The 16,724-nt window shown below is 48.9% G+C and carries 14 protein-coding genes; 7 read left to right on the top strand and 7 right to left on the bottom strand.

Features of this window, described 5'->3' with window-relative positions; translation table 11 throughout:
* Positions 1 to 113 precede the first annotated feature (113 nt).
* Complete coding sequence (gene petD, locus U2F10_RS29520) at positions 114 to 596, bottom strand: cytochrome b6-f complex subunit IV (RefSeq protein ID WP_163660524.1); 483 nt, start codon at positions 594 to 596, stop codon at positions 114 to 116.
* A gap of 161 nt (positions 597 to 757) precedes the next feature.
* Entirely contained in the window at positions 758 to 1,426 is a 669-nt protein-coding gene (gene petB, locus U2F10_RS29515; protein ID WP_163660526.1) for a cytochrome b6, read from the bottom strand.
* 391 nt (positions 1,427 to 1,817) lie between these two features.
* Between petB and ctpA the strand changes: the two genes are divergently transcribed.
* Both ctpA and U2F10_RS29505 read left to right on the top strand, forming a co-directional pair.
* Positions 1,818 to 3,065 (top strand): carboxyl-terminal processing protease CtpA, encoded by a 1,248-nt coding sequence (gene ctpA / locus U2F10_RS29510; protein ID WP_163702222.1) that lies wholly within the window; start codon positions 1,818 to 1,820, stop codon positions 3,063 to 3,065.
* A gap of 4 nt (positions 3,066 to 3,069) precedes the next feature.
* Complete coding sequence (locus U2F10_RS29505; protein ID WP_163702220.1) at positions 3,070 to 4,350, top strand: HD domain-containing protein; 1,281 nt, start codon at positions 3,070 to 3,072, stop codon at positions 4,348 to 4,350.
* Between the two features lie 107 nt (positions 4,351 to 4,457).
* Here U2F10_RS29505 and U2F10_RS29500 read toward each other — a convergent pair whose 3' ends face one another.
* On the bottom strand, positions 4,458 to 5,210 hold the full coding sequence (locus U2F10_RS29500) for an MBL fold metallo-hydrolase (RefSeq protein ID WP_163702218.1): 753 nt from the start codon (positions 5,208 to 5,210) through the stop codon (positions 4,458 to 4,460).
* 164 nt (positions 5,211 to 5,374) lie between these two features.
* On the opposite strand from U2F10_RS29500, the gene U2F10_RS29495 reads away from it, so the two are divergent.
* Positions 5,375 to 6,739, top strand: coding sequence for a site-2 protease family protein (locus U2F10_RS29495; protein WP_348917888.1), 1,365 nt, complete (start codon positions 5,375 to 5,377; stop codon positions 6,737 to 6,739).
* 203 nt (positions 6,740 to 6,942) lie between these two features.
* A complete protein-coding gene (locus U2F10_RS29490; RefSeq protein ID WP_163660536.1) occupies positions 6,943 to 7,422 on the top strand; it encodes a hypothetical protein in 480 nt (159 codons plus the stop codon).
* 131 nt (positions 7,423 to 7,553) lie between these two features.
* On the opposite strand, the gene U2F10_RS29485 is transcribed toward U2F10_RS29490, so the two are convergent.
* Together U2F10_RS29485 and U2F10_RS29480 are read right to left on the bottom strand one after the other, a co-directional pair.
* Complete coding sequence (locus U2F10_RS29485; protein WP_499874065.1) at positions 7,554 to 8,492, bottom strand: phosphodiester glycosidase family protein; 939 nt, start codon at positions 8,490 to 8,492, stop codon at positions 7,554 to 7,556.
* Entirely contained in the window at positions 8,479 to 9,471 is a 993-nt protein-coding gene (locus U2F10_RS29480; RefSeq protein ID WP_499874063.1) for a glycosyltransferase family 2 protein, read from the bottom strand. Before U2F10_RS29480 ends, U2F10_RS29485 begins: the two co-directional genes overlap by 14 nt.
* 355 nt (positions 9,472 to 9,826) lie before the next feature.
* Between U2F10_RS29480 and U2F10_RS29475 the strand changes: the two genes are divergently transcribed.
* The 3 genes from U2F10_RS29475 to U2F10_RS29465 all read left to right on the top strand — a co-directional run bounded on the left by U2F10_RS29475 (position 9,827) and on the right by U2F10_RS29465 (position 14,451).
* Positions 9,827 to 10,825, top strand: a complete 999-nt coding sequence (locus U2F10_RS29475) for a glycosyltransferase family 2 protein (RefSeq protein WP_250564707.1) — start codon at positions 9,827 to 9,829, stop codon at positions 10,823 to 10,825.
* Positions 10,826 to 10,978: 153 nt separating this feature from the next.
* Positions 10,979 to 12,202 (top strand): glycosyltransferase family 4 protein, encoded by a 1,224-nt coding sequence (locus U2F10_RS29470; RefSeq protein WP_163660540.1) that lies wholly within the window; start codon positions 10,979 to 10,981, stop codon positions 12,200 to 12,202.
* Between the two features lie 38 nt (positions 12,203 to 12,240).
* The gene (locus U2F10_RS29465; RefSeq protein ID WP_499874062.1) at positions 12,241 to 14,451 is read left to right on the top strand and encodes a hypothetical protein; all 2,211 of its coding nucleotides are present in this window, start codon (positions 12,241 to 12,243) and stop codon (positions 14,449 to 14,451) included.
* Here the strand turns inward: U2F10_RS29465 and U2F10_RS29460 are convergent.
* Positions 14,430 to 15,644: an EAL domain-containing protein gene (locus U2F10_RS29460; RefSeq protein WP_163660544.1), complete on the bottom strand. Its 1,215-nt coding sequence runs from the start codon at positions 15,642 to 15,644 to the stop codon at positions 14,430 to 14,432. The two genes, U2F10_RS29465 and U2F10_RS29460, sit on opposite strands and share 22 nt — an antisense overlap.
* 152 nt (positions 15,645 to 15,796) lie before the next feature.
* Positions 15,797 to 16,696 carry a tRNA pseudouridine(55) synthase TruB gene (truB, locus tag U2F10_RS29455; protein WP_163702508.1) on the bottom strand — a complete coding sequence of 300 codons (900 nt, stop codon included), beginning with the start codon at positions 16,694 to 16,696 and terminating at the stop codon, positions 15,797 to 15,799.
* Positions 16,697 to 16,724: the final 28 nt, after the last annotated feature.

Below are 16,724 nucleotides of genomic sequence, written 5' to 3'. Positions count from 1 at the left end.
AGTAGATGTCTTAGCTGTATCTTGACACATTAAAAAGCTTCTTGAAAATTCGCAAATACACAGCGAAAATTCAAGAAGCTAATGTTAATGACCTAAGACAGAGAAATCAACGCCTAGAACAAACCTAGAGTTAAAGACTTATCGATAGGTAGAGCTGCACCAATGCCTAACCAAAGAGTGGCTAGGGTACCAAACAAGAACACTGCTGTCGCAACCGGACGACGGAATGGATTCTGGAACTTATTAACGTTTTCAATGAAAGGAACAAGCATCAGACCAAGGGGAATCGCTGTTTGCAAAGCAATTCCTAGAAGCTTGTTAGGTACAATTCGTAGAATCTGGAATGCAGGATAGAGATACCACTCAGGAAGAATCTCAAGGGGTGTAGCGAAAGGATTAGCAGGCTCACCTACAAGAGCAGGATCTAAAACCGCTAAAGCTACGCAGCATGCAATGCTACCCAAGATTACTACGGGAAAAATGTATAGCAAATCATTGGGCCAAGCAGGTTCACCATAATAATTGTGACCCATACCCTGCTTCAGCTTCTCTCTAAGTTGAGGATCACTGAGGTCAGGCTTCTTAATCGTTGCCATAGCTCAAATCGTCTCCTAATTTACCTCTGAACAGAATGCGCAACTTGGTAGAAATAGTTTAACCCTGAATCAAGCTTGAGGCCACATTTGGCCAAGAACTCAAACATTTAGCCACAATCGGAGAGCAGCTAAGCGCTGACCAAGGTCAAGCTACTAATCCCTTACAAGGGACCAGAAATACCTTGCTTACGAATCATCAAAAAGTGAGTCAACATAAACACGGCCATCAGCCAAGGCAACACAAATGTGTGAAGGCTGTAGAAACGAGTCAGAGTTGACTGACCAACGCTCTCGCCACCGCGAATAAACTCAACCATCAAACCACCCACAACAGGAATCGCACTAGGTACACCAGATACGATCTTTACAGCCCAGTAACCAACCTGGTCCCAGGGCAAAGAATAACCTGTCACACCAAAGGAAACAGTGATAGTGGCCATGATGACACCAGTCACCCAAGTTAACTCACGGGGATTTTTGAAACCGCCAGTGAGGTAAACCCGAAAAACGTGGAGAATCATCATCAACACCATCATGCTGGCAGACCAGCGGTGGATGGAGCGAATCAACCAACCAAAACTAACATCAGTCATTAAGTACTGAACTGAATTAAACGCTTCTACTACAGTTGGCTTGTAGTAAAAGGTCATTGCGAAGCCAGTCGCAAACTGAATGATGAAGCAAACGAGGGTGATACCGCCAAGGCAATAGAAGATATTGACGTGAGGCGGTACATACTTACTGGAGATATCATCGGCGAGAGCCTGAATCTCAAGGCGCTCATTAAACCACTGGTAGGCCTTAGAGTCGGTGACTTGCTTAGTAAACATGAAGCGCGGATATAAAATTAGATCTATGCCGTTACTAAAAAATGTAACACAACCAACCTTTAGAAACCGCCTATCTTGAAACTTTCAAGCTATGTAGCGACCATCGACTAGCTGTTGTAACTGGCTCTAGACGAGGAAATGGGCAAAGATATTCTCTCGTTGCGACGGGCTCAAAAGCAAGTTGCATTTGCTTAGGGTTATTTACAAAACTTAATCATTTACCAGCGAACATACAGATGCCCATGAATTCCTGTCATGGAAGATGGGAGGAACACAGTATTCTGAGGAAGCCGCTATGCTGCTAAAAGGGACGATTAATGCTGCCCTAGGAGCTTAACAATAGAATTTCCTTTTCAGTTAAGCAACGGTATTGTTTGAGCTGTGGTGAAGAATGAGAAAAACTGGGCTGCTGCATGTAGTTCTTTTAAGAGGCATCTGTGCGATCTGTATCGCAATAGTTCTGAGTTTCGGGGTTGCGCCTCTACCAGCACTTGCTTTTACAGAGCAACAGAAGCTGGTTATGGAAGTTTGGCGCATCGTCAATCGGGCCTATTTAGATGAGACCTTTAACCATCAGAATTGGTGGTTTACCCGTGAGAAAGCTCTGAAGCGTCCAATTAATAACTGGGAAGATGCCTACAAAGAAGCGCAGTCGATGCTCCAGAAATTAGATGACCCTTACACCCGCTTCTTACCCCCTGAGCAATATCAAAGCTTACAGACCAATACCTCTGGAGAGCTATTGGGTGTCGGTTTACAGATCGCCAAGGACGATGAAAACCAGAACTTGCGCGTGATTGCTCCCATCGTTGGCTCTCCTGCTGAACGGGCGGGGTTATCACCGAGGGATGAAATTATTGCTATCAATGGCATATCAACCCAATCATTTTCCCTTGATGAGGCAGCCGCACGCATGCGGGGACCAGCGGGGACTATTGTCACCTTAAAGATTGAACGTTCTGGCGTTACATCCTTCGAGGTGAACCTAACTCGTGAGCGCATTAATCTGAATCCCGTTTTCTCAGAATTACGTTTTGAACAAGGCAATCAAGTTGGCTATATTCGTTTGGGACAGTTTAACGGTAATGCCGTTGAAGATATCCGAGCCGCAATCACCCGCCTAGAGCAGCAACAGGCTAATGGCTACATTCTGGACTTACGGAATAATCCAGGTGGTCTATTGCAAGCAGGTATTGATATTGCCAGACTCTGGTTGGATGAGGGCACAATTGTTTATACCGTTAACCGCCAAGGGATATTGGAAAGCTTTGAAGCTGGGGCTGGAGCTATGACTCAAAAACCGCTGATCTTACTGGTCAATGGAGGCACCGCCAGTGCCAGTGAAATCTTAGCGGGAGCGCTTCAAGATAATCATCGAGCCCTGTTAGTAGGGGAAACTACATTTGGCAAAGGTCTGATTCAGTCTTTATTTGATTTGAGCCATGGGTCTGGGCTAGCTGTGACGGTGGCAAAATATGAGACCCCTGACCATCACGATATTAATAAGCTAGGGATTACCCCCGACCGCACAGTGACTAACGAGCCGATCACCCCAGATCAAGTTGCCACAACCAAGGATGTTCAATATAAAGCGGCTGTTGAAACGTTAATGGAATCGATCATGCCATCCTTAACCTAAGACCGTGCCGCTCAAAACCCGTACGTATCATGATCCGCTCCATGGCGCTATCACTCTCGATAGGGCTGACCCGGTAGAAGCATTATTGATTGAGCTGATCGATACGTCACCTTTTCAGCGGCTGCGACGCATCCGGCAACTTGGGCCTGCTAGCCTCACATTTCACGGTGCAGAAAGTTCACGGTTCACCCATTCGCTGGGGGTTATGGCCATTGCCCGCCGTGCATTTGACCGACTGGCAGCTATCTATCCAGAGTTGATGGTTCATCGCGCAGCAGTTTTGTGCGCAGCGTTGCTCCATGATGTCGGCCATGGTCCGTTTAGTCATACGACGGAGGAAGTGTTTGGCGGTCACCATGAGCATTGGACGCGACGCATTCTGAAACAGGCTCCAGAGGTGCGTAGGCGCTTGGATGAGTTCTCACCCAAGTTACGTTGCGACATTGATGCAATTTATCAGCACCAGCATCCCGTACCTTGTGTGTGGCAGTTAGTGTCGAGTCAGTTGGATTGCGATCGCATCGACTACCTGATGCGTGACAGCTATTTTACGGGAGCGTCCTATGGCCAGCTAGATCTTGACCGCATCATTTTAGCTCTAGACTACGATCCAGCCAGTCAGCAGCTAATTGTGGTTAAAAAGGGTCTAGGGGCAATCGAACACTACCTGGTGGTGCGCTACTTTATGTACGCCCATATCTATAATCACCCCAAAAATTTAGTCGCCACTTGGGTTTTAGAGCAGACAATTAGGCGGGCTAAAGCCCTCCTAACCACAGGCACCCTGGAAGCAGACAACACTATGACTGCCTGGTTAAGCTGTGACGTTGATGAGCTGCCCCTAGAGCAGTATTTAGCCCAAGACGACTATGTGTTGTCCTACCACCTACAGCGTTGGCAAACCCACAAGGACCTGATCCTGGCCGACCTCTGTCAACAATTTGTGAATCGTCGACTGCCCAAAGCGACGGAAATTAGCCAATACACCTATGCACAACAGGCAGAAATATTATCGATAGCACGGCATCAGGTCTACGGTACCGTACCAGACCCTAAAATCTATTTGAGTCTGCACCACATCAGTAATCGAGGCTATACCCTTTATCAGCGGGGGATTAAACTGAAAACCGCTGAAGGATTGGTCGCTATTAGTCAGCTGTCGCCCCTGGTACAAACCCTAATTCAGCCTTGCCAACGCACCTGGTTACTGCATCCAGCAGATCTACCTGTGGATGACATTTTGGAGACGTTTAAACCGGTGATTGGGGGTAGTGGGGAGGAGTGATAGTTTTTAGTTCTGGGTTATTCGTTCACGGCCTGCATCTTGTTTTCCTTCATGGTGTTTACTGTGGTCTAACGACCATTCACTAAGGGATAGCAACCAAGAACTCACTAAAGTAGTACCTGACTCTTCGCCAATTCTTGCAAATCTAAACCAGCTAATTTGTTGTAGGCATCATCGATAAACTGCTTACCGCGAAGGAAACCAATATTAGCTCCTGGACAGATATAGCTCAGGGTTTGAGGGGTAAATTTATCTAGCAGTCGCTGCACATGCTTGAGCTGACGGGGCCAATGAAAGGTTTTGGAAACCCGGAGCGGGGTAGCACCGCCCTGGCGCGTTGGTAGGACATGACGCCCGCTAAACAGAATGCCACCTTGGTCTGCATTGTAAAGACATGCGGATCCGGGAGAATGACCGGGAGTCCAAAGGAGTTTATGACGAGGTGTCAGCGTTAGCTCGTGATGAAATGTGCGAGTTTCTATCTGGGGAAGTAGGTAAGCCTCTTGCTCCTGTAGGACAACATCACAGCCAAATTGAGATTGCCAATCACGGACATGGCTACTGCCGCCACGGTGAGTAATGACCAACCACTGTAGCCCCCCTTGCTCAGCAATAAAGTTCAAGTTTGTATCTGTCAAAGCGGGACAGTCCACTAGAATGTTGCTTCTTGCGACAGAGTTGCTGTCTGGCGTCGGCGCATACGTGATCAAATAAGCTGTACCCCCTAAGGTTTCACGGTTGGGTGGAAACGCGTAAACATTAGTATCCGCGCCAAATACCGACCGGGGTAGCTTTGTGTTCGATCGAGCTGTTTCGCTAGTTGTAGGGCTGTTGTCCAAGTTTATTGTTGAAGTAGACACCAAAAGCTCCCAAAAAAGCCATCATCTCTCACCCTAGGGCCCTGCCTGGTATGGTAATTCAGAGTCCTGGTAAGGGGGCGGATTGTGGGTTTATGACATTTGTACTGTTATCGATATTACTGGGAATCTTGACCTACTTGGTCATTCGTCGAGGCGTAGCGACTATGACACGCTCCCCAGTTTGGCTATTGTGGCTGATTATTATGACACCCATTTTAGCTCTGACAGCCTGGGTTCTAAAGCATGGCAGATATGCCCCACCTAATATTTTCATACTAGGCCTATTTATTGTTTGCCCCCTGATATACATGTGGGTAGTCCTATTGGGTCGACGTCCATCGGCACAGCGCCCATCAACACTACCGCCTCATCGACCAGCACCAGCACCGCCAATGCTCATGGAACGAGAGGAAGAAGAGCGTTTGAGGTCATGTTTTCCGTGGTCTATTTATTTTTTACAGAAGATTGAACATCGCCAACAGATGATGATCTGCCATGGGCGACTGAAAGCGACACCAGCCGTTGCCCATAGCACTGTGCAGCAAAATGTGCGATCGCAATTTGGCCATCAGTTCTTGGTGGTTTTGCAGGAAGAACGTAATGGTGATCCTGTCTTCACCCTGGTCCCTAATCGAGAACCCGCCAATTCATCAAAAGACAGCGGCTGGCGGCTCTCGATTCTACTGTTTATTTTGACCCTGGGCACCACCACATTGGCAGGGTTGCTGCTAGTGGGCGATCTATCTATTCCAGAGCTGCTATCGCAGCCAGCGCTGTTGGTTAAAGGCCTGGGCTATAGCCTCGCGGTGATGATGATTTTGGCCGTGCGAGAACTGGCCCACTATGCCATGGCTCGCCGTCACCATATTCCAGCTTCCGCACCATTCTTTATTCCAGTCCCCTATTTTCTCGGCACCATTGGCGCTTTTGTGCGGATCAAAGCACCCGCCCCCAACCGTCGCGCTCTATTTGACTTGGGCGTAGCAGGCCCGCTGGCTGGATTTCTGGTCAGCCTACCCATCGTAATTTGGGGGTTAGCCCACTCACAGATGGTCGAGTTAACCGAGGAATCAGGTCTGTTTAACTTTCAGTCCTTAGACCCAAAGGGTTCAATCTTGCTGGTGCTGCTGAGTAAGTTAGCGTTGGGTAGTGATTTTCAGATAGATACGGCTCTTTATCTGCATTCGGTTGCGATCGCAGGCTGTTTAGGCTTGGTATTAACGGCTCTCAACTTAATGCCTGTAGGCCAGTTAGATGGTGGCCACATTGTCCATGCCATGTATGGTCGCTGGAGTGGAGCTGCCATTGGCAACATTACTCGAATCTTGGTAGCCGCCATGGCATTTATCCAACCCGCCTACTTACTGTGGGCACTGCTACTCATATTTATGTCTAGCCGAGACGAACCAGCGCTTGACGATGTCAGCGAACTCAATGGCGTGCGCGATGCCTTAGGTCTCATAGCCATGGTGATTTTAGTACTGATTGTGCTGCCAATGCCTCAGACCATCAGTGAGCACCTCCTGTAAAGCTGATGCCAGCATGCAAATGAAGCCGTTAAAAAAAATTAGCTAATCCTAGCTTGCAGGAGAACACCACAGATTGGGGGCTTTCAACGTAAAGAACACTTATCCATAAGTTCATGATGGATTTCCGTACATCACGGCACTACGGCTGTAAACGTAACAAGTGCAATCAAACGTAACAAGTGCAATCAATTGACCCAGCCCCGATGCCATCATCTTCCCCAGCACCTAAACCGACAGCAAATTTTTTCACATCAGCTTTGCTGCTATTTGGCGGTAGCTTTGGCGGTACTCACCTAACCGCTTTGGTCGCTCCTTATTCTCAATGGAGTGGCGTTGTCGGTTTTCTCATGTTCCCAATTGCCTTTATGACCGGTATGCAGATGTGGCCTTGGATAGATCGTCGCGTAGAACGTATTCGTTCAATCCCAAATCGAGTTAGAAAGATCAAACCGATTGCATCTCGCCGCTCCAAGGGGATCATCGGCCCATGGAGTTTTGTCATTACATCTATAGCGACGTCTATTTTGTCCGGTCTAATTCTCACCCCACCCGCCATGCAAATTGTGGTTGACCCAGGGTACAGAGTATTGATTACTGCGGGAGCAATATACGGAATCATCTGCTGGATACTGATTCAACTCGGCTACCTACAGCAGGCTAATGTGTACCCCAAGGATTCATAATACAAATCCTGGCAATCCCCGATATTGCAGGGCAATCAGGGATGGTAAGGCAATCCCCGATTGCCCCTACGGGATGGCTTATTTCTAATCGAGTTTACTGGATTCGGATTGGGTATAGGTTCTTAGTCCAGCTAATTCTGGTCAGACCGGGGCAACAGCAGTACAGATTTAACCGGTCGCTGGATAGTTTGACCGTTTTGATCGAGACGTCCGTAATAGGTTTGAGCCAAACCATCAGCCGTCATCCCTGGCCATGCCACATGTAACGATGATGAGCTTCCCCCATCTAGATTCAACGCTTTCTCAACCTTCCAGATGGCCATAATATCGGCTAGCTCCGCTAAGGTCATCCCGCCACCTGGTTCTATCTGTGCCACCATCACCCAAACGACAGTGCCGTCTTGCTGGATACCAACGGCACTACGGGCATTACGCTGCTGAGTACCGATGGCATCACGCATTAATCGACCATCAGCATAGTCCGTAAATCCTTCGGCTTGAGCAGTATCCGGGAAAAGCTGTGGCCCTGCGCCAAGGGAGCTGTGCAACACGCAGGCTTTAGGAAGCGAGGCATTGTGGAACGTAATGTCATAGCGAATATCACCACCACAGTCATAGCGGCGAAACTCAGAGCGGTTAAGAATTTGCTCCATATAAACCGCCAGATCAGGGTTATCCATTAACCGTCGATTATTGCGAGGATCTGCAGCTAGAGTGCTGTCTACGGTAATGAAGGAAGTGGTTTGAGCATTCTGAGGGTCAAAAAAACCACCATTGATCACAGCCCATGCTTCGGTGTCAGCGGCGAACGTTTCCACCGTTTTCAACGACTCACTCACAGCCACCTCCACCGGATAGTCAGGTGGAATAGTCACCACATGGAAACGGGCTATGGGCGCATTATCATCAGGCCAGTTTTGTATTATGAGTTCGGGTTGCAAAATTGCTAAACGCTCTGATATCTGAGGGGGTGCGATCGGTTCTTGCGGTGCCGCACACTGGGTCATACTGCATAGCGACAGCACCATGGATAGCTTTAATCCTAACCCCTGTTTTTTATCCAGCTGCATTGCGAACACGCTCACTGTAATCATCAGGTCGCAGCTGTCGAAACCCTTGAAAAGCTAGCTGACGCAGGCCTGCGGGAAGATAGGACAACACCTTACCCACCTTCGCCTTCATAGACAGGGGACCCTGGGCAGCCAGTTCTTGCATCAGCTGACGCCCACGTTGGGTTTCTCCTTTTTCAATCAGCCTCATGGCGAGAACTTGCTTAAGACCGTCGAGCTTAGACCGACGGATTATTTCTAATTTAGGACGGTCAGTAAAGCGATAACTTTCTAAACAAAAAAGCTTAGCGGAGAGAAAATGAATATCCTGTTTCAAACTGGTTTGCCCCCCATGAAAACGGTATTCCATCAGTCGCTCAGGGATAAAGTAGCCGATTTTACCGATGGTCGCTAGCCGCACCAATAAGTCAAAGTCCTCGCAACCATCAGCCTCAAAGCGCATAAAGTCCACTTCACTGAGGCAATCTCGACGAAAAAGCGTAGATCCTACCTGCAAACTTTGGTGAACAAAGGTTTCTGTGAGTATGTCATCGATGATGGCCTCTGTCAGCCGATCTTTACCCCATTTAGCAGAGTTAGCTGCTGTTGCGACTTCGTCTCGCTGATTGCAGGCATTGATCACCCAGTGATCGGTACAGACAAAATCCACACTGGGCTGGCTTTCCATCACCGCAACCGTGCGTTCTAAAAAGGTGGGGGTGAGGGCATCATCATCATCAAATTTAATGAAATAGTCTCCTTGGGCCGCTTCATAACCTGAACGCATGTTACGACTGCGTTTGATATTTTGTGGATGGCGAATATAACGAATACGCGGGTCATTCCACTGAGCCACCACCTCAGCCGTATTATCGGAGGAGGCATCATCACAGATGATAAGCTCAAAGTCGCAATAGGTTTGATTCAGGACGCTGGTGACAGCATAGGGCAAGATTTTGGCCCGGTTGTAGGTGGGGATACAAACACTAACTTTAGACACGACGGTATAGGTTTGATATAGGAGTTACAGATAGCGATTGCTGATGTAGGGGATGAACCGGTTTAGACCCCTTGCTATTTGACGGTAGCTCACAACTCAAGCCCTCTCGAGGATCAGCAAGGCCATAGATATATTGGCTAGTTTACTGACCCGTGAGCCCACTTAATGTCAGTAAGGATTACATAAAGATGCTCTACACCTTATGTATTGGTTTGTGTGAACTGCCAGAATTGGTTCAGTTTATGGGCTCAGTTTATAAATGAGCAGTCCCAAAGGAACGAGCAGTCTATGTTAATTCTCGACACATTGGTGGCAAAACTACCTGTAGATGTCGCTATAGATTAGTTGAGAACCAATGCCCCAAGCTTTTATGGTTGCCAACGAAATACCTGCCCAACCCAGTCCATTTTTGCCAACGGTTTCAGTGATTGTGCCCATTTACAATGGCGAAACCGATTTACCAGGTTTGATTGAGTGTCTACTAGGACAAACCTATCCGGCAGATCGGGTGGAATATTTGTTGGTGGATAATGGTAGTTGCGATCGCACCCCCGATATTCTCAAAGACGCCGTCACCCAGGCAGAATCCATCGAAATCTCCCTCAGGCATCTCAGTGAGACTGAAATCCAAAGTGCCTACGCCGCCCGCAACACCGGCATCCGTGCAGCAACCGGGGAGATTTTAGCCTTTACCGATGCCGACTGTTATCCTGCGGCCACCTGGCTCGAAAACTTAGTGCAGGGATTTAAAGACAGCGCTGTTGGTCTTTGTGTCGGAGAAATCACGGCTCTACCTGGCAATACCTGGCTCGAACGCTACGCCGAGCGCAAGAACATCATGTCGCAGCAGGACACCCTCAACCACTCGTTTTGTCCCTATGGTCAAACAGCCAATATTGCTGTGCGAGCCTGTGCATTTGAAAAAATCGGATTATTTCGCCCGTATATGACCACTGGGGGGGACGCCGATATTTGCTGGCGACTACAGCGAGATGGAGGTTGGCAACTGCACTATGCCAAAACTGCTGTAGTACAGCATCATCACCGTACCACCCTGAAAGAGCTGCGCAAACAATGGTATCGCTATGGACGCTCTAATCGATACCTGAACCAGATCCACGGCATTAAGCTCACTCGTCCATTAATGGCCCACGAGGTCCGTTACTCCTTAGCTCGTTGGGTCGCCAAGGAACTTCCTGTAGGTTTAGTGAAACTAATTACAGGTAAAGCCGATCTGATCGACTTAGCCATGACTCCCATTGGTCTGTACTGCTTCCATGCTCGCACCCTAGGTCAGCGAGAGTCGAAACTGCCAGACAATGCTGAGGAAATTGCCTGGTTGAAAAGTGATTAGGTTATTAGTTCCTGGTTCTTAGTTCTTAGGTTTGAATTTTGAATGTTGGATCATTATTTGTCTTGATTTCCCTCAAGAAGGGACCGTCACGAGGACCTTATAACTTAATAACTTCAAAACTCAAAATTCCCCATTACTCAATCCCTAACCCCAATGCGTCTGCTCGTCCTTTCCCTTAACACCTTTCCCTATCCCCCCAGTCACGGTGCGGCTGAGGTTCGTACATTTAATTTACTCAGGCAAATTGGACCGCTACATGACATTACCCTAGTGGCCCATAAGACCCAGAATGCCACTGCAGAAAACATTCATACCTTGAAAACATGGGTCAAGGACATCAAACTATTTCCAGTGCCTGATAAAAAAGATCCTGGTCAGGATCGAAATCCGCTGAAGCAGGCTCTGCGTCTGGCTCAGTTTTTCATTACCGGCACACCGCCCAGCGTCACGTTTCGGTTTTCGCCAGAGGTTTACACTTGGGTGACGCAACAGGTGGAGGGCGGAGACTATGACGCCGTTGTTTGTGAGCATGGTGTCAATGAAATGTACGTGCACCCTAAGCTGCGTGAGCGGGTAAAGACGGTAGCGGATATCCATAGCTCTGTCTACGGCTGGGTGCTTGATCATTTGGAGGCAGGCGCATCGGAAAATACCCTACGCGATCGCTTGTATCTGCCCCTTTTGGCCCGTTATGAAAAACGGTACTGTGCAAAATTCACCCACCTGGTAGTCACCACACCGAACGATCGCAAACATATTCAAAGCTTGATACCAGACGCCAACATCAATATTGTTTCGACGGGTGTTGATCTAGAGACATCCCCCTATCGCTCCCATGACCCCGGTGGTCAATCTTTGATTTTTATCGGAGCAATGGATTCGTCTCACAATATCGACGCAGCCTGCTATTTTGCCCAGACAATTTTTCCCCTAGTGAGGCAGCGCTATCCTGAGGCCACGTTAAGTCTCGTGGGCACCCGGCCTGTCCCCGCCGTTAAAGAATTGGACAGTATCCCTGGTGTGACGGTCACGGGTCGGGTGCCGTCTATTACAGAATGTCTACAGCAGTCGACGGTCAGTGTAGTGCCGCTGCGGGCAGGCATCGGCATTAAAACCAAGACGCTGGAATCCATGGCCGTAGGGGTGCCGGTGGTGGGTAGCGATCGCGGTCTTGAGGGCATGGCAGTAGATGTTGAGGGGGTACCGCTACGAGCCCTGCGGGCCAACCAGCCAGAAGACTATGTAAAGGCCATCGGTCAATTATTTGAAGATGCTGCATTGCGTCAAACATTATCCGCGAATGCACGTCAGATGATTGAAGCTGAATTTAACTGGGAAAGCCTCGGGCAAAAATACGCACAAGTGCTATCCTCCTAGAGACTATTTGGTCTTGCTGCTCTGATGACAACATCCCTATGGGTCTGAGCAAATCAAATCCACCCACCGCTCAGGTAAAGCTTTTGGTGAGTCCAACGACGGGGCGTATTCCCTGGTCGTTGTTAAGCTGGCTGGCCTTAGGCAGCGGTGGAGCTTTATTGGTGGCGATGATTTTATCAGGTGCCAAACTGATTGTTGACCCCTATAGTCCAAACTGGCTAAAGACGGCGTTCCCTGGGTTAGTCAATACCTTTGAGGCAGCTCCCCAGACAGCAGATGAGATTCAGGCGGAGATGCGGGCTCAAAACATTACCCATGGCCAACCCATTGCCTGGCCTAGAGCCGATCAGCCCAAAGCCTGGTTCTATCCAATCTTGAATAGCGACGACAAAACTATTCAAGAACTATGGGTGTATCGCGTTCAGAACGATCAGCTCCAACGGGTTGAACAGGTCAAGATTCGCCCCATGAAAGAATCGTTTATCACGACACCGCTGGTGGGTACAGCGTCTCAGGTAGCTAGCGTAGATAGTGACGCCTCTTTATCATCTGTGCAGCCCATGGCTGGCAAAGCAGCGAATGAGCCTTGGTTGTTATTGGAGGGACAGCGCCGTTACGGCAATACCGTCATGCGATACGGCCAGATTTTAAGCTATCAGTCCCACGCTCAACGCTTGCATCGATTGTTGAACTGGTCGAGTCCAGCGGGTCAACCACCCCAATGGAAAAACGGAGACACCGGAAAACAGCTAATTGTTGACCAAACCGTTGGCCTACGACCCAGTTTTTTGCTGTATCAGCTCGTTCCCAACGATCCACCCCGGCTACAGGAAGTCTCCCTCTATCGTTCAGTGTATGAGCAAGATTTGAGTACCTCTCTCTATGACAAAGCTCTAAAACTGGCGCAAGGATCTGTCTGGTCCCATAGTCTCCAGATGATGGAATCTGCCAAGGCAACCTTGGGACACGATTGGTCAGCCGAGGCTCAAGCACAGCTTGACTTAATTCAGCTGCACGCTACACGCACCAAAGCTCAAACAGACCAAACCTTATCAAGTCAGCAGCAGCATATTCTGGCTTATCTGATTGATGGCCAGTGGGATAAGGCTCTCAGCACGTTAGAAAACAACCCAGCCATTTATGGTCCTACGCTAAAACGATTAGAACGGGATTTTGATGCCCTCTGGCATGGGGTCACCACACATCTACAAGTCCATCCCAAGGATGTGACAACGCAGATTTGGGGAGCGTTATTAGTAACGTCTCGCCAATCGCCAGAAGCCGGGGAAGAATGGCTACAGAAAAAGACACGTTCAAAAGCTACGCTGGAGCGCCTACAGGCGCTGGGAGGTCAAAAGTTTGCTGAAAATATTGCGCTGATCAACGGCTACTCAGACACCAACACATCCACAGCATCTTTGCCTGCGACCAATGAGCCAGGGCGCTACACCAGCTTGATTGGCCAAGCAACCGCTGTGGGTGCACCGGGGCATGGGTGGTTGCGATCGCAAACCCTGCCGACTCTGGCCCCTGGACAAAGCTGGTATCACATCAATGTGCAACTGCTTCAAGACAACACAGGTTGGGGACGCCCCCCCGTAGCCATCACAGCTACTAACATGTGGGCAGAATCCGTAGCCATTCGCAGACAGTTGCAATTATTTAGTGGCAATCAGCATGTTGCCGGAGTCACCGTTCATGGCGTCCAAACCACTGGATCAAGGCTTACCTTTTTAGCCAGTGGCCCCAAAATAAATGGTTCTACATTAGTAACTACGCCCAACAGTCTGCAATGGCTTACCACGCTACCGTGGCAAACAGCACCAACACCGCCTGTCGAAAGCCGTAACGCGACAAACGAGTCTTCAGTTGATGACGCAGAGTCGACACAGTTCCCCCAGACAGATTTCCATCAAACCGATACTCTAACTCTAATGGCAGAGGCCATCAGTCGTCAGTTAGGCCTGACATTTGAACAGACAGCGCAGCTTTATCCTCACCTGCAATATATCAGGATGGACTTAATGGGCGACCGAACCGCTGAGCATATCTTTACCATGGGTCCTGGCGTGCCCTCCGAGCTCGGACTCTTCCCAGGTAAAGTCATGATTTTGTCTGACAATGGCAAACTACTCTACAGTGATGTGGGTCAGCAACGCTCCTTGCTGGCCATCACAGGCAAAACCATCAACAAACCCGCAACACTCTTAGTAGAACAAGCAGGTCGCTACGATTTGATTGGATTTTGAACCCGTTCTTGCACCAGTAGCTGCTGTACCTCAGCAAAAGGCAAAGGTTTCCCAAAGAAATAGCCTTGACCAATATCACACCCAGACCGCTGCAGCACCTGAAGTTGTTCCTGGGTTTCAATCCCTTCCACAACCGTCTGCATACCTAAGCCATGGGCCATGGTGAGCATACTTTCCAATAACACCTGCGTCCGTGGATTGGTCAGAATTTCTTGAACAAAGGCCCGATCAATTTTGAAGCCATCCACTTCAAAACGAGTGAGATAGTTCAGGCTTGAGAAGCCAGTACCAAAATCATCCAAGGCAATATGGAACCCGGCTTGCCGACAGGTCTGGAGACTTTCAAGGGCAACGGGATCTTCCATAAATACCCGCTCTGTCACTTCAAGCTTGACCTGGGATGGATGCAGTCCATATTGCTCCACAATAAGTTGCAATGCCGCTAAAAAGTCGTCTTCAGCTAACTGTCGAGGGGCCACATTGATACTCATAAACAATTGTCTGTCTGGACAAGACTTTTGCAGCTGCACCAAATCACGACAGGACTGTTGCAACGTTTGCTGACCAATGGGAATAATCAAGGACGTTTCTTCGGCAATACTGGTGAATTCCCCAGGAGACACATGGCCCCGCGTAGGGCTAAACCAACGGATCAAAGCTTCAAAACCAAGGATCCGACGAGTTTGAATATCAACCAAGGGCTGATAGTGAGGTCGTAGCTGCTGATTCTCCAACGCCGCTCGTAATTCCGATTCCAGACGTATTTTGTCCAGAACCTCATCATTGTCCGATGGCGCTTGCTGTAGGCCTGTTGCCACTTTGGGATACCCAGATAACGTCACTTGAGGCGTGCTACGAATCCGGTGAAGCAGCGTGGTCACCAAGAGCTGGACAATGGGGTCTGCCCCTTGAATGCGTTCTGAAATTTGACGGCTCGAAATGGCAACACACACCGTCTCTTCAATCGCTTTGGCTGATGCAGAGCGTGGTGCCGTGTCCATGACGGCCATTTCCCCCAAGACATCACCACTCGTCAGAATACGTAAGGGAAACGCTTGACCATCAACACTGACTGCAACCTCTACCCTGCCTGACTCGATGATGTAAGCAGAATCTCCAGGATCACCCTCAGAAAAAATGACTTCCCCCACCTTGAAGTGCTTAAGCGCAGAAGAAGGATCCCAGTTAGACATGGACGTCTTACCCAGTGAACGACAAATTAGCTAGTAAAAATCACGGGGATGCACATTTAAAGGACACATCTAAGCTTTATTTGGTTTCCCTAATATCTACATGTTCTGTATGACGACTACAGATAATCACTGAAATTAAAACTGATGCGTCGTCAAGAAGGTTGCACAAACACCATTTTGGGAACTAAATGAGGCTGATGGTCTTTAATCCGGAAGACACCCACACCCAAAAATGGACAGGCTTCAGTAATGACACGTAAAGGCTTTTCCAACTCAATGGTCGGTTCCCTGGGCACACGCTGCCCTAAACACCACCGACGACCTAATTCAAGGGGGAGTGTTATTTCGGGCAAATGTCCCATGGCCACCGCCGGAGTGATTAATTGAAGTTGCTCTAGTTGCTCATTTAACTGTTCAAAGGAAATACTGGTATCTAAATTAAAGCCGCTACTTTGCGTACGTAATAACGAAGACAGGGTGCCGCCTACCCCGAGACACTGTCCTAAATCCCTGGCAATTGAACGAATGTAGGTGCCGGCTCCACAGGCAATGTCTAAGGTGATAGTTGGGCTTTCACCGGGTTGCCAGTTCACAACATTAATGGAGTGCACGACCACATGACGACAGGGCACATCGATGGTGGCGGCTTTGCCCTGTCGCGCTAAGTCGTACAGCCGCTGACCATTAACATGCACAGCACTGTACATTGGCGGAATTTGCTGAATTTCTCCTTGGAAATTAGCCAATTGCTCGGTGACAGCAGACAGGCTCAAATGGGCCGCTGACGTCTGAGTTAACACAGCTCCCTCTAAATCATCTGTATCAGTGGTGGTGCCCAACTGGACAACGGCTCGGTATGCTTTATCGTCAGGCAGGTATTGCAGCAGCCGTGTTGCTCGGCCCACGGCAACGGGCAGCACCCCTATTGCTGCCGGGTCTAACGTGCCGGCATGGCCAATCTTTTTAGTCTGGAGCAGACGACGTAGCTTGGCGACACAGTCGTGGGATGTCCACCCAGTAGGTTTATGGAGATTAAGAAAGCCGTCGGGCATAGGCTGATGGCAGACAATGGGCAATTCA

This window comes from Leptothoe sp. EHU-05/26/07-4, from assembly GCF_043421015.1.
Taxonomy (GTDB): Bacteria; Cyanobacteriota; Cyanobacteriia; order Phormidesmidales; family Phormidesmidaceae; genus Leptothoe; species Leptothoe turfae.
This window is presented reverse-complemented; position numbering and strand designations above follow the sequence as displayed.